The following is a 17,300-nucleotide window of genomic DNA, read 5'->3' on the forward strand; positions in this document are numbered from 1 at the left end:
GAGGTCACGGAAAACGGCGGCGGCCCCACCGGGAAACCGGTGGGGCCGCCGCCGTGCTCACGCCGTCGCTCAGTCCAGCGACGTCATCACGTGCTTGACGCGGGTGTAGTCCTCGAAGCCGTACGCCGACAGGTCCTTGCCGTAGCCCGACTTCTTGAATCCGCCGTGCGGCATCTCCGCGACCAGCGGGATGTGCGTGTTGATCCACACGCAGCCGAAGTCCAGCTTCTTGGACATCCGCATGGCGCGCCCGTGGTCCTTCGTCCACACCGAGGAGGCCAGCGCGTACTCCACGCCGTTGGCGTAGCCGACGGCCTGCTCCTCGTCCGTGAACGACTGGATGGTGATCACGGGGCCGAAGACCTCGTGCTGGACGATCTCGTCGTCCTGCTTCAGCCCGGAGACGACGGTCGGGGCGTAGAAGTAGCCCTTCTCGCCGACCTGGTGGCCACCGGTCTCGACCTTGGCGTGGGCGGGCAGCCGCTCGATGAAGCCGGCCACCTGGCGGAGCTGGTTGGCGTTGTTCAGCGGCCCGTAGAGCACGTCCTCGTCGTCCGGCTGACCGGTCTTCGTGCCGGCCGCGGCCTTGGCGAGCTGGGTCACGAACTCGTCGTGGATCGACTCGTGGACGAGCACCCGGGTCGCGGCCGTACAGTCCTGGCCCGCGTTGAAGTAGCCGGCGACGGAGATGTCCTCGACGGCCTTGGCGATGTCGGCGTCCTCGAAGACGACGACGGGCGCCTTGCCGCCCAGCTCCAGGTGGACGCGCTTGACGTCCTTGGCGGCGGACTCGGCGACCTGCATGCCCGCGCGCACCGAGCCGGTGATCGAGGCCATGGCCGGCACCCGGTGCTCGACCATCAGGCGGCCGGTCTCACGGTCGCCGCAGAGGACGTTGAAGACGCCCTTGGGGTGGCCCAGCTCCTCCAGCACCCCGCCGATGATCTCGGCCATGAGGACCGTGGAGGCGGGGGTGGTGTCCGAGGGCTTGAGGACGACGGTGTTGCCCGCGGCGAGCGCCGGGGCGAACTTCCACACCGCCATCATCATCGGGTAGTTCCACGGCGCGACCTGCGCGCAGACGCCGACGGGCTCCCGGCGGACGATGGAGGTCATGCCCTCCATGTACTCACCGGCGGAGCGGCCCTCCAGCAGGCGGGCGGCGCCGGCGAAGAAGCGGATCTGGTCCACCATCGGGGGGATCTCTTCGCTGCGGGTGAGCCCCAGCGGCTTGCCGGTGTTCTCGGACTCGGCGGCGATCAGTTCCTCGGCGCGCGCCTCGAAGGCATCGGCGATCTTGAGGAGCACCTTCTGGCGCTCGCCGGGCACCAGGTCGCGCCAGGCCGGGAACGCGGCCTCGGCCGCGGCCATGGCCGCGTCGACGTCGGCGGAGCCGGACAGCGCGGCGGTGGCGTACGCCTCGCCGGTGGCCGGATTGACCACCTCGGTGGTCCGCCCGTCGGCGGCGTCCCGGAACTCTCCGTCGATGTAGTTGCGAAGACGACGCAGCTCGGTGGTCACTTGTTGCCACCCCTTCTTCTTGTAGCTGTCCGGTGGGTGAGATACCCCAGCCTAGTCAGTAGGGCGACGCTTTCGACATACCCATTAGCCATGAACAACGGAATCAGTTATTCCAAGCATCATCAACAACGAATTTCATCGATTTAGGCTTGCTTCACGGCCGAGTCCCATGCACAGTGGTCTCCGTGGCCACACGTAGCGCAGACCCGAAGGGCGTGCAGGGCACGCCGCCGATCGACGCCGTCTCCCTGGCGATCATCGAACAGCTCCAGGAGGACGGCCGCCGTCCGTACGCGGCGATCGGCAAGGCCGTCGGGCTGTCCGAGGCGGCCGTACGCCAGCGGGTGCAGAAACTGCAGGACCAGGGCGTGATGCAGATCGTCGCCGTCACCGACCCGCTCACCGTCGGATTCCGGCGGCAGGCGATGGTCGGCATCAACGTCGACGGCGACCTCGACCCGGTGGCCGACGCCCTGACCGCGATGGACGAGGTGGAGTACGTCGTGGTGACGGCCGGCTCCTTCGATCTCCTCATCGAGATCGTCTGCGAGGACGACGACCATCTCCTCGCGACGATCAACAAGCGCATCCGTACCCTCCCGGGCGTGCGTTCCACCGAAAGCTTCGTCTACCTCAAGCTCCGCAAGCAGACCTACACATGGGGAACCCGATAGCCGTGAGCAAGGACCTCTCCCAGACGGCGTACGACCACCTGTGGATGCACTTCACCCGCATGTCGTCGTACGAGAACGCCCCCGTGCCGACCATCGTGCGCGGTGAGGGCACCTACATCTTCGACGACAAGGGCAAGCGCTACCTCGACGGGCTCGCCGGCCTGTTCGTCGTGCAGGCCGGCCACGGCCGCGTCGAGCTGGCCGAGGCCGCCAACAAGCAGGCGCAGGAGCTGGCCTTCTTCCCGGTGTGGAGCTACGCCCACCCCAAGGCGATCGAGCTGGCCGAGCGGCTGGCGAACTACGCCCCGGGCGACCTCAACAAGGTCTTCTTCACCACCGGCGGCGGCGAGGCCGTCGAGACGGCGTGGAAGCTGGCGAAGCAGTACCACAAGCTGACCGGCAACCACACGAAGTACAAGGTCATATCCCGGGCCGTCGCCTACCACGGCACCCCGCAGGGCGCGCTGTCGATCACCGGCCTGCCCGCCCTCAAGGCGCCCTTCGAGCCGCTCGTGCCCGGCGCGCACAAGGTGCCCAACACCAACATCTACCGCGCCCCGATCCACGGCGACGACCCCGAGGCGTTCGGCCGCTGGGCCGCCGACCAGATCGAGCAGGAGATCCTCTTCGAAGGCCCCGACACCGTCGCGGCCGTCTTCCTGGAGCCCGTACAGAACGCGGGCGGCTGCTTCCCGCCGCCGCCCGGCTACTTCCAGCGGGTGCGCGAGATCTGTGACAAGTACGGCGTGCTGCTCGTCTCGGACGAGGTCATCTGCGCCTTCGGCCGCCTCGGCACGATGTTCGCCTGCGACAAGTTCGGCTACGTACCGGACATCATCACCTGCGCCAAGGGCATGACCTCCGGCTACTCCCCCATCGGTGCGGCGATCATCTCCGACCGGATCGCCGAGCCCTTCTTCAAGGGCGACGCGACCTTCCTCCACGGCTACACCTTCGGCGGCCACCCGGTCTCCGCCGCGGTCGCGCTGGCCAACCTCGACATCTTCGAGCGCGAGGGCCTCAACCAGCACGTCCTGGACAACGAGTCGGCCTTCCTGGCGACCCTGTCCAAGCTGCACGACCTGCCGATCGTCGGCGACGTGCGCGGCAACGGCTTCTTCTACGGCATCGAGCTGGTGAAGGACAAGGCCACCAAGGAGTCCTTCACGCCGGAGGAGTGCGAGCGGCTGCTCTACGGCTTCGTGTCCAAGCAGCTGTTCGAGAACGGGCTGTACTGCCGGGCCGACGACCGCGGTGACCCGGTCATCCAGCTGTCGCCGCCGCTGATCGCCGACCAGTCCACGTTCGACGAGATCGAGCAGATCGTGCGCGGTGTGCTCACGGAGGCGTGGACCAAGATCTGATCCGCCCCGGACGGGCCCCGCTCCCCCGGCCCGTCCCCTCCGCCGTGGCCCCGCGCGACCCCCCTTCGCAGTACGCGCGCGTGGGCCACGGCTTCACCATGTCGCCCGCGCATACGGCGGCCCGTCCGGGGCACCCGGGAATGAGGCCGACCGGAGGAAAGTGAGGCGCTCCAGCGCCGAGCCTGGGAGAGGGCTAGGATCCCGGTTCCGTACGGTGCCAGTGACCCAATGGCCTCCGGTTCGTTCAGCCGGTCAGGGGAACGGACCCTTCAGCGACCCGAGGTGCTCGATATGGTGGCCCCGCCGGACAACGACGTGCTCTGGGCACGCGGCCTGCATTACGCATACAGCGGCTCCCCCGCACTCACCGGTGTCTCCATCGGCGTGCGCGAGGGCGAGATCCTCGCCGTCACCGGGCCCCGCGGCTCCGGAAAGACCACGCTCCTCAAGTGCCTGTCGGGGCAGATCCTGCCCGATCCCGGCGAGGTGTGGTTCAACAGCGCGCCCGTGCACACCCTCTCCCGCGCCTCCCGTGAACGGCTGCGCCGCGAACGGTTCGGCTGGATCGACAACGGACCGCACCTCGTACCCGAACTGACCGGCTGGGAGAACGCCGCCCTGCCGCTGCTGCTGCGCGGCGTCGGCCACCGGGCCGCCAAGCGCACCGCCGTGGACTGGCTGGAGCGCCTCGACGTGGGCGACTGCGCCCGCAAGCGCCCCAAGGCGCTGACGACGGCGGAACGGCAGCGGATCGCCGTCGCGCGGGCGCTCGCCGGCGAGCCGACCGTGATCTTCGCGGACGAGCCGACCGCCACCCTGCACAGCGCCGACCGGGCCCAGGTGCTGCGCACCCTGACCACGGCCGCGCGCTCGCACCACATCACCGTCGTCATCGCGGGCCTGGACGACGAGATCTCCACCCTGGCCGACCGCACGGTCGCCCTGGCCGACGGCCGGCGGGCCAGCGGCATCCCGGCGCCGGACGCGCCCGACGGCGAGGGCAGGGCGGCGTGCTCAGTCTCCGCCTAGCGCGCGGCGCGCATCCGCTCGTCGTCCTGCGCAGACTGCTGGTCGCGGCCGCGGCGGCGGGCGTCGGATTCCTGCTGCTGTGCACCCTCGGATACGCGGTGGCCCATCCGCACGCCACGGGGCAGTCGCTCGTACGGCTGGTGTGGTGCGCCGTCCCGCTGGCCGCCGTCGTGCAGTTCGCCCTCGCCGTGGCCCGTACGGACCCGTCCACCGCTCCCCGGGAGGGTCTGGACGCCGCGGGGCTCGGCCCGGTGCGGATGTCGCTGCTCGCCGCCGCCTCGACGGCCCTGTCCTGCACCCTCGGCAGCGGCTTCGCCCTGCTGGTCTACCTGGAGCTGCGCGGCGACCTCGGCGGCACCCCGCTGAGCGGCTCCGCGTCCGGCCTGCTGGACGGACGGGCCCCGCTGCCGTGGGGCGCGGCCCTGACGCTGCTCGCCCTCCTGCCGGCGCTCGCGGCGGGCACGTGCGCCGTCGCGCTGCGCCCGCGCCCGGAGCGCTCCCGGCCCACCCCGCCGACCGACGAGGAGACCCCCGTCCCGTCGGCCGCTCCCCCGGCCCCTCCCGCGGCGCCCCGGCCGACGTACGTGGGCCTGCCCTGGGGCATCGCCATCATCGCCGTCGGTCTCGCCATGGAGGCGTACGTGGGCCGTGGCCCGGCCCCGGACCCCGACACCCTGATCGCGCTGCCGGGCTCGGAGGGCGCCTCGCCCGGTGTCATCGGCGGCTGGCTGCTGGCCTCCCTCGGGCTCGTCCTGGCCGGACCCGGTCTGACCCACTGGTGCGGGGTGCTGCTGGCGGCCGGGCGGCCCGGCGCCGTGCGGCTGCTGGCCGGGCGCATACTGCAGGACGCCGCCACCCGCGTCGGCCGGCCGCTGGGCGTGCTGTGCGCGGTGGCCTCCGGTGCCCTGGCCGCCGCCGAGCTGTACGGCGCGGCCTGGGAGTCGTCGGGGCCCCGGCCCTTCGGGCCGCTCACCGGCCTGGGCGCGGCGCTGGTGATGGCCTGTGTGACCGCCACCGCCGTCACCGCCGCGCTGGACAGCCGCCGCGGCCGCGGCGACACCACCGCCGGCCTGGTGAGCCTGGGCATTCCGGCCTCCATGCTGCGGGGCGCGGCCGTGCTGCGCGGGGTCGTGCTGCTGGCCGCGCTGTCCCCGCTGACGTGGGCGATCGCGGAGCTCGCGGCGCTGCCCATGACGCGGTGAGGGATGATGTGCGTCGGCGCGGGGCCGGTGAGTCCACCCGCGACGACGACTTCTTGACCTTTTCTTGACCCAAAGCAACTTCGTCGCCGAAATGCGCGTCTGGTTCAGGAGCACGACGGTTTATCGGGCGAACGGAGCTATTGGTGATCATCGGCCTTGTGACGGCTGTCGCGGCCTCGGCCTGTTATGGAACGGGCTCGGTCCTGCAAGCCGTGGGATCGCGCAAATCGGCCCGCCGGGAGGCCGCGGCGGCCTCCGCCACCGGCACCACCCAGCACGGCGGACCGAGTCTGTCGTCCACCGCCAAGGCCGCGGTGACCTGGGAGTTCATGGTCGGTACGGTCCTGGACTTCGTCGGCTTCGCGCTCGGCGCGCTCGCCGCCCGTATGCTGCCGCTCTTCCTCTCCCAGACGGTGATCAGCGCCAACCTCGTCGTCACGGCCCTGCTCAGCGTCAAGCTCCTGGGCATCCGGCTGAACAGGCCGGAGTGGATGTCGATCGGCGTCGTCTGCTCCGCGCTGGTGCTGCTGGCGACCGCCGCGGGCCATGAGGGCGGCGGCGACGCCGCCATGTCCACCCACTGGTGGCTGCTGATCATCTCCGTCGTGCTGATGGGCGGCGGCACCGTCGCCGTGCGCCTGATGGGCTCGCGGGCGGCGATCCTGGCCGGTCTGCTGTCCGGCCTCGGCTTCGGCGCGATCGGCGTGGGCGTGCGCATCCTCGACGGCATCGACCCGTTCGACCTGCCGACCCTGATCGCCGACCCGGCGCTGTACGCCATCCTCATATCCGGCGCCGTCGGCATGTACCTGCACACGGTCGCCCTGCAGATAGGTTCGGTCAACGGCGCCACGGCGGCCCTCGTCGTCGGCGAGACGGTGCTGCCGGGCATCATCGGGGTGCTGTGGCTGGGCGACACGTCCCGGGCCGGCTTCGCCTGGGTGGCGATCCTCGGCTTCCTGCTGGCCGTGACGGGCGCCGTCGCGGTCGCCTGGTTCGGCGAGCCCGAGGGCGGCACGCCGGAGTCGGAATCGGAAGCGAAGAACCTCGCGCCGACAGCCACCGGCTGACGCCTCGGCGGACGTAGGTAAGGGGCCGCTGCCCGGGCAGCGGCCCCTTACCTACGTTCAAGGTCTTACGTTCAGGACCGAGCCTCAGGCACTCTCCAGCACCACGACCTCGGCCGCGTCGAACACGACTCCCACCCGGTCACCCACCTCGGGCGCGCCCCGCAGCCCGCAGGCCGCCTCCAGCCGGGGCCCGTCGGCGGGCCGCAGCAGCAGGGCGACATGGTCGCCGCGGAACGTCCGCCCGGACACCGTGCAGGGCAGCCCTTCGCCCTCCGGCGCCAGGCGCACACCGGCGGGCCGTACGAGCAGCCGGCACCCGCCCTCGCGGGTCCCCGCCGGCACCGGGACCGTCCCCCACGGCGTCTTGGCGCGCTCACCGCTCACCGTGGCCCCGACGACGTTGTCGAAGCCCAGGAACCGGGCCACGAACTCCGACGCCGGCCGCTGCCAGACCTCCAGCGGCGTCCCCGCCTGGGCGACGCGCCCGTCGCGCATCACCACCACCCGGTCGGCGAGCGCGAACGCCTCGCCCTGGTCGTGGGTGACCGCGAGCACGGTCGTGCCCAGCCGGGCGAAGAGTTCGCGCAGCTCCACCACCAGCCGCTCGCGCAGGCTCCGGTCGAGCTGGCCGAGCGGCTCGTCGAGCATCAGCAGCCGCGGCCGGGGGGCGAGCGCGCGGGCGAGCGCCACGCGCTGCTGCTCGCCGCCGGAGAGCGCCGCGACGGACCGCGGGCCGGCGCCCGGCAGGCCCACCATGTCGAGCAGCTCGGCGACCCGGCGCTGCGTCTCCGCGCGGCCCGCCCCGCGCATGCGCGGGCCGAAGCCGACGTTGCCGGCCACGTCGCGCTGCGGGAAGAGCTGGTGGTCCTGGAACATCAGGCCCACCTCGCGCCGGTGCGTGGGCACACCGCCCTGGTCCCGCCCCGCGAGGAGCACCCGCCCGGCGTCGGCGCGCTGGAGCCCGGCGACCACCCGCAGCAGCGTGGACTTCCCGCTTCCGCTCGGCCCGAGCACGCAGACCGTCTCGTGTTCGGCGACTTCCAGGTCCACCGCGTCGAGCGCCGGGCGCTCGCCGAAGCGGACGGTGACGCCGTCCAGTCGCAGCAAGGACATCAGAACTCCCCCGAACGGTCGGTGCGGACGCGCTCCAGCACCAGCAGCGCCACCGCGCACACCAGCATCAGGATCGTGCTGAGAGCCATCGCCTGCCCGTAGTTGAGCTCACCGGCGCGGCCGAGCAGCCGGGCCACGGCCACCGGCAGGGTCGGGCTGTCGGGGCGGGCGATGAAGACGGTGGCCCCGAACTCCCCCAGCGACACGGCGAACGCGAAGCCCGCCGCCACGGCGAGGGCCCGCCCGACCAGCGGCAGGTCCACCTCGCGCCAGGCCCGCAGCGGTGACGCGCCGAGTACGGCGGCGGCCTCGCGCAGCCGGGCGTCCACGGCGCGCAGCACCGGAAGCACGGTCCGTACGACGAAGGGGACGCCCACCAGGGCCTGGGCCAGCGGCACCAGGATCCACGACGTGCGCAGGTCCAGCGGCGGCTCGTCCAGGGTGATCAGGAAGCCGAAGCCGACGGTCACGGCCGACGTGCCGAGCGGCAGCATCAGCAGCGCGTCGAAGCCGCGCACGAGCCGGCCGGCGCGCCGGGTCAGCGCGGCGGCGGCGAGACCGCCGATGACCAGCGCGATACCGGTGGCGGCCAGCGCGTAGGCCAGGGAGTTGCCGATGGCCTCCAGAGGGGCGACGACGAAGGTGCCGCCGTTGCCGCCCGCGGAGGCCAGGGCGCGGTAGAAGGCCAGGCCGTAGCCGTCGGGGCCGTCGAAGGAGCGCAGGACGAGCACGGCCAGCGGCAGCAGGATCAGCAGCGCGATCACGGCCAGCACGCAGCCCAGCAGCGTCCACTGGGCCGGGCCGCGCGGGCGGCGGGAGGTGTGCGCGGCGTCGACCAGCCTCAGGGCCGACTCCCGGCGGCGTACGGCCTGGGCGTGCACGGCCAGCAGCACGGCGACCGCCACGAACTGCAGGAGCGTGAGCACCGCGGCCGTCGGCAGGTCCAGCAGCTGCGCGGTCTGCTGGTAGATCTCCACTTCCAGCGTGGCGTAGCGGGGACCGCCGAGGATCTGGACGACGCCGAAGGACGTGAACGTGAAGAGGAAGACCATCAGCGCCGCGGCGGCCACGGCCGGCGCGAGGGCGGGCAGGGTGACCCGCCGCCAGGCCGTGAGGCGGCCGGCGCCCAGCACCCGTGCGGCCTCCTCCTGACGGGGGTCGAGCTGCGCCCAGAGGCCGCCGACGGTGCGTACGACGACGGCGTAGTTGAAGAAGACGTGGGCGAGGAGGATCGCCCAGACGGTGGTGTCCAGGCGCACGCCCCACAGTTCGTCCAGGAGTCCACCGCGGCCGAGGAGGGCCAGGAAGGCCGAGCCGGCCACGACGGTCGGCAGGACGAAGGGAATGGTGACCAGGGCCCGCAACAGTCGCTTGCCGGGGAAGTCGAGACGGGCGAAGACGTACGCGCCGGGCAGCGCGACCGCCAGCGTCAGGGCGGTGGAGGCGGCCGCCTGCCAGGTGGTGAACCACAGGACGTGCCCGATCGCCGGATCGGTGAGCACCTCGCCGATCCGCCCGAACTGCCACCGGCCGCCGTCCTTCAGACCGCGGGAGACGATGGCGGTGACCGGGTAGGCGAAGAAGACCGCGAAGAAGGCGACGGGCACGGCCATCAGGCCGAGCCGCACCGCCGACTGCCGGAAGGCCGGGCGGACGGTGGCCCGCCCGGTCTCGCGCGGAGCTACTTCAGGACGATCGAGGACCATGCCTTGACCCACTGCTCACGGTTCTTGGCGATCTTCTCCGGGGCGAGGGTCTGCGGGTCGGTGACCTTCGCGCCGTACTTGGTGAACAGCTCGGGCAGCGCGGCGTCCTGGCTGGCGGGCCTGACGAACATCTGGAGGGGCATGTCCTCCTGGAACGTCCTGCTCAGCAGGAAGTCGATGAGGGCCTTGCCGCCCTTGGTGTTCTTCGCGCCCTTGAGCAGCCCGGCGAACTCGGTCTGCTGGAAGCAGGTGCCGGTCGCGACCCCGGTGGGGGCCTCCTTGGGCGCGGGCTCGACGCCCATGACCTCGGCGGGCGGGCTGGAGGCGTAGGAGACGACGAGCGGCTTGTCGCCCTTGGCCTTCTTGCCGCCGGCGGAGCCGGAGAAGCGCTCGCTGTATGCCTGTTCCCAGCCGCTGACGACCTCGACGCCGTTGGCCTTGAGCTTCTTCCAGTAGTCCTGCCATCCGTCGTCGCCGTACTTGGCGGCGGTGGCGAGCTGGAAGGCGAGACCGGGAGAGGAGGTCGCCGCGTTCTCGGTGACGAGGAGGTTCTTGTACTCCGGCTTGATCAGGTCGTCGAAGGACTGCGGCGGGGCGAGCTTGTGCTCGGTGAAGTACGCGCGGTCGTAGTTGACGCAGATGTCACCGGTGTCGACCGGGGTGACCCGGTGCTCGGCGGCGTCGGCCTGAAGCTTCCCGGGGACCCGGTCCAGGCCCTTGGCCTCGTACGGGTCGAAGAGGCCCTGGTCGAGCGCGCGCGACAGGAGTGTGTTGTCGACGCCGAAGAAGACATCGCCCTGGGGGTGCTTCTTGGAGAGGATCGCCTGGTTGACGGCCTGGCCGGCGTCGCCGCCCTTGACGACCTTGACCGTGTAGCCGGTCTGCTTCGTGAACTCCTTCAGCACCCCCTCCGAGGCGACGAAGGAGTCGTGCGAGACGAGGGTGACGGTCTTGCCGCCGTCGGCCTCCTCGGAGGCTCCCGAGCCGCCCGAGCCGCCGCAGGCGGCCAGGAGGGGCAGGCCGAGCGCGGCCACGACGGTCGCGCCGAGGGCACGCCGGAGGTTGGTGTTCATGGTGGTGCTGACTCCCTACGCCGGTATGACCCGGATCAGGTCCGAGGGTCTGCGGCCGTGCCGCACTCTCAGCGCTCGCGCGCTCCCCTGTCGGATTGTTCACTTGTGCGAAGGCACAGTATCAGTGCGCCTCCGGCGGGCGGCTCAGCGCTCGGTGGCCGCCAGCTGCCCGCACGCGCCGTCGATCTCCTGGCCACGGGTGTCGCGGACGGTCACGGGCACGCCGTGCGCCGCGATGGCCTCGACGAACGCCCGCTCGTCCTCCGGCCGGGAGGCCGTCCACTTCGAGCCCGGCGTCGGGTTGAGCGGGATGAGGTTGACGTGGACGCGCTTGCCCTTGAGGAGCCGGCCGAGGAGGTCGCCGCGCCATGCCTGGTCGTTGATGTCGCGGATCAGGGCGTACTCGATGGAGATCCGGCGGCCGGACTTCTCGGCGTACTCCCACGCGGCGTCGAGGACCTCGCGGACCTTCCAGCGGGTGTTGACCGGCACCAGGGTGTCGCGCAGGTCGTCGTCGGGCGCGTGCAGCGAGACGGCGAGGCGGCACTTGAAGCCCTCGTCGGCGAAGCGGTGCATGGCCGGGACCAGGCCGACGGTGGAGACGGTGATGCCGCGCTGCGAGAGGCCGAGGCCGTCGGGCTCGGGGTCGGTGAGGCGGCGGATGGCGCCGACGACCCGCTTGTAGTTGGCGAGCGGCTCGCCCATGCCCATGAAGACGATGTTGGACAGGCGGGCGGCGCCGCCGGGCACCTCGCCGTCGCGCAGGGCGCGCATGCCGTCGACGATCTGGTGCACGATCTCGGCGGTCGACAGATTGCGGTCCAGGCCGGCCTGGCCGGTGGCGCAGAACGGGCAGTTCATGCCGCAGCCGGCCTGCGAGCTGATGCACATGGTGACCCGGTCGGGGTAGCGCATCAGCACGGACTCGACCAGCTTGCCGTCGTGCAGCCGCCAGAGGGTCTTGCGGGTGGTGTCGTCGTCGCACGAGATGTGCCGGACGACGCTCATCAGCTCCGGCAGGAGCTCGGTGGCGAGCTTCTCGCGCGCCGCCGCCGGGATGTCGGTCCATGCCGCGGGGTCGTGCGCGTACCGGGCGAAGTAGTGCTGGGACAGCTGCTTGGCGCGGAACGGCTTCTCGCCGATCGCGGCAACCGCCTCACGGCGCTCGGCGGGCGAGAGGTCGGCAAGGTGCCGCGGGGGCTTCTTGGCCCCACGCGGCGCGACGAAAGTGAGTTCTCCGGGTACAGGCATGGTTCTACCAGTGTCGCAGACATACGGACGGGGCCCGCCGCCCTGTGGACAACGGACCCCGTACCGTACCGGCCTGTCGATGAAACGCCAGGTCAGAGGCGGTGTGCGCGGTTAGGCGCCACCGACGAAGACCACCATGAGCAGCCAGACCACCGGTGCGGTGGGCAGCAGCGAGTCCAGCCGGTCCATGATCCCGCCGTGGCCCGGCAGCAGCGCGCCCATGTCCTTGATCCCGAGGTCACGCTTGATCATGGACTCGCCGAGGTCGCCGAGCGTGGCACTGACGGCGACGGCCAGGCCGAGCAGCAGACCCTGCCACCACACCCCGTCGTCGATCAGGAAGCGCATGCACAGGGCGCCCGCCACCATGGCGAAGGCGACGGCGCCCAGCAGCCCCTCGCGGGTCTTGCCGGGGCTGATGCGCGGCGCCAGCTTGCGCTTGCCGAACTTCCAGCCGACCGCGTACGCCCCGGTGTCGCTGACCACCGTCAGGATGAGGAAGGTCAGCACCCGCCACGCGCCGTCGCCGGCCGCGAGCATCAGCGCCACGAAGGTGGCGAGGAAGGGCACGTAGAACGCCGCGAAGATGCCCGCCGTGACGTCCTTGAGGTAGTCGTCCGGCGGTTCCGTCATGCGCCATACGAGCACCGCCAGGGCGGTGAAGGCCATGGCGATCCAGGCGCCCTCGGCGCCGTCCACATAGCCCGCGATGACCATGGCCGCGCCACCGAGCGCCAGCGGCACCAAGGGAGCCTTGATGCTCTTGCGCTCGGCGAGGCGGGAGGTGAGCTCCCACAGCCCGACGACGACGGCCAGCACGATGACGCCGAGGAAGACGGGCTTGTAGATGAACAGGGAGGCCAGGATGACCGCGCCGAGGCCCACCCCCACCCCTATCGCGGCCCGCAGATCACGGCCGGCGCTCTTCTTTCCCGCCTTCGGTGCCTGAGGGGAGTCAGGCACCGGGGCCGGTTCCTGGGGGTGGATGTCGAACTCCTGTTCATCGCGGAACAGGGGGCCGCGAAGGTGTGCGGCCCGCTGGTCACGGTCGTCCTGGTCTCCGCCTGAGGCGGGCACGGTGGGCATGGGGCGAGTCTGCGCCGCGACGCCCGCCTCGCGCACAGGACCCGCCGAGGGCGCCGGAGAGGAGGGCCCCCGGTCGGTGGACCCCCAGTATCCGGCGCTCGACGGAGCCCCCCAGGATGTGTCGTTCATCAGACCTCGAGGAGCTCGGCTTCCTTGTGCTTGAGCAGCTCGTCCACCTGCGTGACGTACTTCGCGGTGGTGTCGTCGAGCTCCTTCTCCGCGCGGCGCACCTCGTCCTCGCCGGACTCCTTGTCCTTGACGAGCTTGTCGAGGGTTTCCTTGGCCTTGCGGCGGATGGAACGGATCGAGATCTTCGCGTCCTCGGCCTTGGTCTTGGCGACCTTGACGTAGTCCCTGCGGCGCTGCTCGGTGAGCTCCGGGAACGTCACCCGGATGATGTTGCCGTCGTTGCTCGGGTTGACGCCGAGGTCGGAGTCGCGGATCGCCTGCTCGATGTTGCGCAGCGCGCTCTTGTCGAAGGGCGTCACGACCGCCATGCGCGGTTCCGGCACCGAGAAGGACGCCAGCTGGTTGATCGGCGTCAGCGCACCGTAGTAGTCCGCCACGATCTTGTTGAACATCGCCGGGTGCGCACGCCCGGTGCGGATCGCCGCGAAGTCCTCCTTGGCGACCACAACGGCCTTCTCCATCTTCTCCTCGGCCTCGAGGAGGATCTCTTCGATCACCACTTGCTCCTGGTGTTATCAGTAAGCAGAGCCTCGCCCCTGCGCGCGTCTTCTCCTGCACGGTGTCCGACCGGCAGGCAGTTGTCCATCCCCGTGCCGAGGTCTTCCCACGGCACGGAGTTGCCGTCCGTATCGGGCGTGCCCGACCTGACGGCGTGCGGGTCGTCAGGCCCGCGTGTTCTCGTCGCTCACGAGCGTGCCGATCTTCTCACCCTTGACCGCACGGGCGATGTTGCCCTCGGCGAGCAGCTCGAAGACCAGGATCGGCAGCTTGTTGTCCATGCACAGGGAGATGGCGGTGGCGTCGGCGACCTTCAGGCCGCGGGCGAGCACCTCGCCGTACTCGAGGGCGTCGAACTTCACCGCGCCGGGGTTCTTCTTCGGGTCCGAGTCGTAGATCCCGTCGACGCCGTTCTTGCCCATCAGGATCGCCTCGGCGTGGATCTCCAGGGCGCGCTGGGCGGCGGTGGTGTCGGTGGAGAAGTAGGGCATGCCCATGCCGGCGCCGAAGATGACGACGCGGCCCTTCTCCAGGTGGCGCACCGCGCGCAGCGGGATGAACGGCTCGGCGACCTGGCCCATGGTGATGCCGGTCTGCACCCGCGTCTCGACGCCTTCCTTGACCAGGAAGTCCTGGAGGGCGAGCGAGTTCATCACGGTGCCGAGCATGCCCATGTAGTCCGAGCGGGCCCGGTCCATGCCGCGCTGCTGGAGCTCGGCGCCGCGGAAGAAGTTGCCGCCGCCGATGACGACCGCGATCTCGTACCCCTCGCGGACGACCGCCGCGATCTCGCGGGCGATGGCGTGCACCACATCGGGGTCGACACCGAGGCCCCCGCCGCCGGCGAAGGCCTCGCCGGACAGTTTCAGCATGAACCGACGGCGTTTGCCGTGGTCAGCACTCTTGTCGTCGGCGGCCTGCCGGGCGTCCGCACCCTGATTCATTGGAGATCTCCTCGTGCACATACGAAGAAGGCCATTGCCGGTTGGGTCTTTATCAGATCCCTGTTCGGCAATGGCCTCCTCGTCACATCAGCGGCCGACCGGTGGAGGGTCGGCTGCGTACGACCCTAGCGGGTCGCAGGTCAATCGCTGCCCTGCTGACGGCTCAGGCGCCGACGCGGATGCGCGCGAAGCGCTTCAGCGTGACACCGGCCTCGTCCAGGATCTTCTGGACGGACTTCTTGTTGTCCTTGGCGAACGCCTGGTCCAGCAGCACGTTCTCCTTGAAGAAGCCGGTGACGCGACCCTCGACGATCTTCGGGAGGGCGGCCTCGGGCTTGCCCTCCTCGCGAGCGGTGGCCTCGGCGACGCGGCGCTCGTTGTCGACGACGTCGGCCGGGATCTCCTCGCGGGAGAGGAACTTCGGCGCGAAGGCGGCGATGTGCTGCGCGATGTCCTTGGCGACCTCGGCGTTCTCCTTGTCGAGCTCGACGAGGACACCGACCTGCGGGGGCAGGTCCGCCGCGGTGCGGTGCATGTACGCGGAGACGAAACCGTCGGCGAACTGCGCGAAGCGGTCGACGACGATCTTCTCGCCGAGGGTGACGTTGGCCTCGTCCACGAACGCCTGGACGGTCTTGCCGGCCTCGATCTCGGACGCCATCAGGGCGTCGACGTCGGCCGGGGCGCTCTTGGCGATGTGGGCGGCCAGCGCGTTGGCCACGGCGACGAACTTGTCACCCTTGGCGACGAAGTCCGTCTCGCACTTCAGCTCGACGATGACACCGGAGGTGTTGTCGTCGGCGATGACGGAGACGACGGCACCGTTCGAGGTGGTGCGGCTCTCGCGCTTGGCAACGCCCTTGAGGCCCTTGACGCGCACGATCTCGACGGCCTTCTCCAGGTCGCCGGCCGCCTCGTCCAGCGCCTTCTTGCAGTCCATCATGCCGGCGCCGGTGAGCTCACGGAGCTTCTTGACGTCAGCGGCGGTGAAGTTCGCCATGGTGAATCTCTCTCGAAAGTCGGTGTGACTACGGGTGCACGGCGGGGGCGGCGCGTCTCGCGCCGGCCCCCGCCGTTCAACTACCGGGACTTAAGGTGTCAGCCCTGCTCGGCGTCCGTGGCCGGCTTCTCGGCCTCGGCCTCGGCGGCGGGGGCCTCGACGGCCGGAGCCTCGGCGGCGGGGGCCTCGGCGGGCTTCTCGGCCTCGTCGTCGGCCTTCTTCTCGCCCTCGAGCAGGTCGCGCTCCCACTCGGCGAGGGGCTCGCCGGCGGCCTTGTCGGCCTTCGCGTCACCGGTGGCGACACCGGAACGGGCGATGAGGCCCTCGGCGACGGCGTCGGCGATCACACGGGTCAGCAGGGTGACGGAGCGGATCGCGTCGTCGTTGCCCGGGATCTTGTAGTCGACCTCGTCGGGGTCGCAGTTGGTGTCGAGGATCGCGACGACCGGGATGCGCAGCTTGCGCGCCTCACCGACGGCGATGTGCTCCTTCTTGGTGTCCACGATCCAGACGGCGCTGGGCACCTTCTGCATCTCGCGGATACCGCCGAGGGTCTTCTCCAGCTTGGTCTTCTCGCGGGAGAGGACGAGCAGCTCCTTCTTGGTGAGGCCGGACGCGGCCACATCCTCGAAGTCGATGAGCTCGAGCTCCTTGAGACGCTGCAGGCGCTTGTAGACGGTGGAGAAGTTGGTGAGCATGCCACCCAGCCAGCGCTGGTTGACGTACGGCATGCCGACGCGCGTCGCCTGCTCGGCGATGGCCTCCTGGGCCTGCTTCTTCGTACCGACGAACATGATGGAGCCGCCGTGCGCGACGGTCTCCTTGACGAACTCGTAGGCGCGGTCGATGTACGACAGCGACTGGAGCAGGTCGATGATGTAGATGCCGTTGCGCTCCGTGAAGATGAAACGCTTCATCTTCGGGTTCCAACGACGGGTCTGGTGACCGAAGTGGACGCCGCTCTCCAGCAGCTCCCGCATCGTGACGACGGCCATGGCCGCGCTCCTTGAAATACTCGGTTCCACGGCGGCCGGGCGGCCGCCGCTCCTGACGCCCCGACGTGTCCGCCGTGGAAGGCGCCCTTGCGAGGAACCGTTCCGCGGACCGAGAGACACGGCCACCGGGCTGCCCGAAAGGGACTGACGCGCCGGTAGCGGGGCGTGCGAAGTCGATCCGGTCACCCGGATCGCCATGAGAAGTGTACGGGACCGGGGAAGGCCCGGGTGACGGCGTTGTGCACAACCCGCGAGTAGTCCACAGATCCTGGGCAAGATCCCCACGAATCCGCCGGCCGGGCCAGAGTGCCGCCATGACCTTCACCCGGCGTCCCGTGCGGCGCCCCACACGATCTCCCGCCCGCCGGCGAAGCCTTCCGGGCGGCATCCGCGGGCGCCTTCGGCCGCGGCTCGGGGCGGTCACGCTCTGCTTATCGCTGACCGTGCTCGCTTGCATCGCTTGCGTCACAGCGGTCGCAGGGGCCCCACGGCTCACGGCGCCGACCGCCCCGCGGCCCGCCGGGCCGGGCGGCGGTCCTGCGGCCGACCGGGCCTGGCCGGTGAGCGGGGCGCACGGGGCACGGC

The 17,300-nt window shown here is 70.8% G+C and carries 15 protein-coding genes and 1 riboswitch; of the genes, 5 read left to right on the forward strand and 10 right to left on the reverse strand.

Going from position 1 to position 17,300, the window contains the following annotated elements; all coding sequences use genetic code 11:
- Nucleotides 1-69: 69 nt before the first annotated feature.
- On the reverse strand, nucleotides 70-1,521 hold the full coding sequence (locus tag J7E86_RS07700; RefSeq protein ID WP_215080774.1) for a gamma-aminobutyraldehyde dehydrogenase: 1,452 nt from the start codon (nucleotides 1,519-1,521) through the stop codon (nucleotides 70-72).
- Nucleotides 1,522-1,706: 185 nt separating this feature from the next.
- Here J7E86_RS07700 and J7E86_RS07705 point away from each other — a divergent pair, with 185 nt between their 5' ends.
- From J7E86_RS07705 to J7E86_RS07725, 5 genes are all read left to right on the forward strand, one after another.
- Nucleotides 1,707-2,195 (forward strand): Lrp/AsnC family transcriptional regulator, encoded by a 489-nt coding sequence (locus tag J7E86_RS07705; protein ID WP_215080775.1) that lies wholly within the window; start codon nucleotides 1,707-1,709, stop codon nucleotides 2,193-2,195.
- The gene (locus tag J7E86_RS07710; protein WP_215080776.1) at nucleotides 2,180-3,559 is read left to right on the forward strand and encodes an aspartate aminotransferase family protein; all 1,380 of its coding nucleotides are present in this window, start codon (nucleotides 2,180-2,182) and stop codon (nucleotides 3,557-3,559) included. Before J7E86_RS07705 ends, J7E86_RS07710 begins: the two co-directional genes overlap by 16 nt.
- Nucleotides 3,560-3,850: 291 nt before the next feature.
- Entirely contained in the window at nucleotides 3,851-4,588 is a 738-nt protein-coding gene (locus J7E86_RS07715) for an ABC transporter ATP-binding protein (protein WP_215080777.1), read from the forward strand.
- On the forward strand, nucleotides 4,570-5,790 hold the full coding sequence (locus J7E86_RS07720; RefSeq protein ID WP_215080778.1) for a hypothetical protein: 1,221 nt from the start codon (nucleotides 4,570-4,572) through the stop codon (nucleotides 5,788-5,790). Before J7E86_RS07715 ends, J7E86_RS07720 begins: the two co-directional genes overlap by 19 nt.
- Before the next feature lie 143 nt (nucleotides 5,791-5,933).
- Nucleotides 5,934-6,860: a hypothetical protein gene (locus J7E86_RS07725; protein WP_215080779.1), complete on the forward strand. Its 927-nt coding sequence runs from the start codon at nucleotides 5,934-5,936 to the stop codon at nucleotides 6,858-6,860.
- 84 nt (nucleotides 6,861-6,944) lie between these two features.
- Here J7E86_RS07725 and J7E86_RS07730 read toward each other — a convergent pair whose 3' ends face one another.
- From J7E86_RS07730 to rpsB, 9 genes are all read right to left on the reverse strand, one after another.
- Nucleotides 6,945-7,973, reverse strand: a complete 1,029-nt coding sequence (locus tag J7E86_RS07730) for an ABC transporter ATP-binding protein (RefSeq protein WP_215080780.1) — start codon at nucleotides 7,971-7,973, stop codon at nucleotides 6,945-6,947.
- Nucleotides 7,973-9,586 carry an iron ABC transporter permease gene (locus tag J7E86_RS07735; RefSeq protein ID WP_215080789.1) on the reverse strand — a complete coding sequence of 538 codons (1,614 nt, stop codon included), beginning with the start codon at nucleotides 9,584-9,586 and terminating at the stop codon, nucleotides 7,973-7,975. Before J7E86_RS07735 ends, J7E86_RS07730 begins: the two co-directional genes overlap by 1 nt.
- 68 nt (nucleotides 9,587-9,654) lie before the next feature.
- A complete protein-coding gene (locus J7E86_RS07740; RefSeq protein ID WP_215080781.1) occupies nucleotides 9,655-10,752 on the reverse strand; it encodes a thiamine ABC transporter substrate binding subunit in 1,098 nt (365 codons plus the stop codon).
- Nucleotides 10,748-10,851: riboswitch (TPP riboswitch) on the reverse strand. Its footprint overlaps the gene before it by 5 nt.
- A gap of 45 nt (nucleotides 10,852-10,896) precedes the next feature.
- Nucleotides 10,897-12,003, reverse strand: a complete 1,107-nt coding sequence (gene rlmN, locus J7E86_RS07745; protein ID WP_215080782.1) for a 23S rRNA (adenine(2503)-C(2))-methyltransferase RlmN — start codon at nucleotides 12,001-12,003, stop codon at nucleotides 10,897-10,899.
- A gap of 111 nt (nucleotides 12,004-12,114) precedes the next feature.
- Nucleotides 12,115-13,218: a phosphatidate cytidylyltransferase gene (locus J7E86_RS07750; protein WP_215080783.1), complete on the reverse strand. Its 1,104-nt coding sequence runs from the start codon at nucleotides 13,216-13,218 to the stop codon at nucleotides 12,115-12,117.
- Nucleotides 13,218-13,775: a ribosome recycling factor gene (gene frr, locus J7E86_RS07755; protein ID WP_215080784.1), complete on the reverse strand. Its 558-nt coding sequence runs from the start codon at nucleotides 13,773-13,775 to the stop codon at nucleotides 13,218-13,220. Before frr ends, J7E86_RS07750 begins: the two co-directional genes overlap by 1 nt.
- Before the next feature lie 165 nt (nucleotides 13,776-13,940).
- Nucleotides 13,941-14,720 (reverse strand): UMP kinase, encoded by a 780-nt coding sequence (pyrH, locus tag J7E86_RS07760; RefSeq protein WP_215080785.1) that lies wholly within the window; start codon nucleotides 14,718-14,720, stop codon nucleotides 13,941-13,943.
- A 163-nt stretch (nucleotides 14,721-14,883) separates the two neighbouring features.
- Nucleotides 14,884-15,720 carry a translation elongation factor Ts gene (gene tsf / locus J7E86_RS07765; protein WP_215080786.1) on the reverse strand — a complete coding sequence of 279 codons (837 nt, stop codon included), beginning with the start codon at nucleotides 15,718-15,720 and terminating at the stop codon, nucleotides 14,884-14,886.
- A gap of 98 nt (nucleotides 15,721-15,818) precedes the next feature.
- The gene (rpsB, locus tag J7E86_RS07770) at nucleotides 15,819-16,715 is read right to left on the reverse strand and encodes a 30S ribosomal protein S2 (protein WP_215080787.1); all 897 of its coding nucleotides are present in this window, start codon (nucleotides 16,713-16,715) and stop codon (nucleotides 15,819-15,821) included.
- Between the last annotated feature and the right edge of the window lie 585 nt (nucleotides 16,716-17,300).

It is taken from the genome of Streptomyces sp. ISL-11 (genome assembly GCF_018614525.1).
GTDB lineage: Bacteria > Actinomycetota > Actinomycetes > Streptomycetales > Streptomycetaceae > Streptomyces.

What these genes read in the sequence shown, in the direction of transcription:
- J7E86_RS07710 (WP_215080776.1), top strand. Translation starts at nt 2,180, where the DNA reads ATGGGGAACCCGATAGCCGTGAGCAAGGACCTCTCCCAGACGGCGTAC.
- J7E86_RS07715 (WP_215080777.1), top strand. Translation starts at nt 3,851, where the DNA reads ATGGTGGCCCCGCCGGACAACGACGTGCTCTGGGCACGCGGCCTGCAT.
- J7E86_RS07730 (WP_215080780.1), bottom strand. Translation starts at nt 7,973, where the DNA reads ATGTCCTTGCTGCGACTGGACGGCGTCACCGTCCGCTTCGGCGAGCGC.
- J7E86_RS07735 (WP_215080789.1), bottom strand. Translation starts at nt 9,586, where the DNA reads ATGGCCGTGCCCGTCGCCTTCTTCGCGGTCTTCTTCGCCTACCCGGTC.
- J7E86_RS07740 (WP_215080781.1), bottom strand. Translation starts at nt 10,752, where the DNA reads ATGAACACCAACCTCCGGCGTGCCCTCGGCGCGACCGTCGTGGCCGCG.
- rlmN (WP_215080782.1), bottom strand. Translation starts at nt 12,003, where the DNA reads ATGCCTGTACCCGGAGAACTCACTTTCGTCGCGCCGCGTGGGGCCAAG.
- J7E86_RS07750 (WP_215080783.1), bottom strand. Translation starts at nt 13,218, where the DNA reads ATGAACGACACATCCTGGGGGGCTCCGTCGAGCGCCGGATACTGGGGG.
- pyrH (WP_215080785.1), bottom strand. Translation starts at nt 14,720, where the DNA reads ATGAATCAGGGTGCGGACGCCCGGCAGGCCGCCGACGACAAGAGTGCT.
- tsf (WP_215080786.1), bottom strand. Translation starts at nt 15,720, where the DNA reads ATGGCGAACTTCACCGCCGCTGACGTCAAGAAGCTCCGTGAGCTCACC.
- rpsB (WP_215080787.1), bottom strand. Translation starts at nt 16,715, where the DNA reads ATGGCCGTCGTCACGATGCGGGAGCTGCTGGAGAGCGGCGTCCACTTC.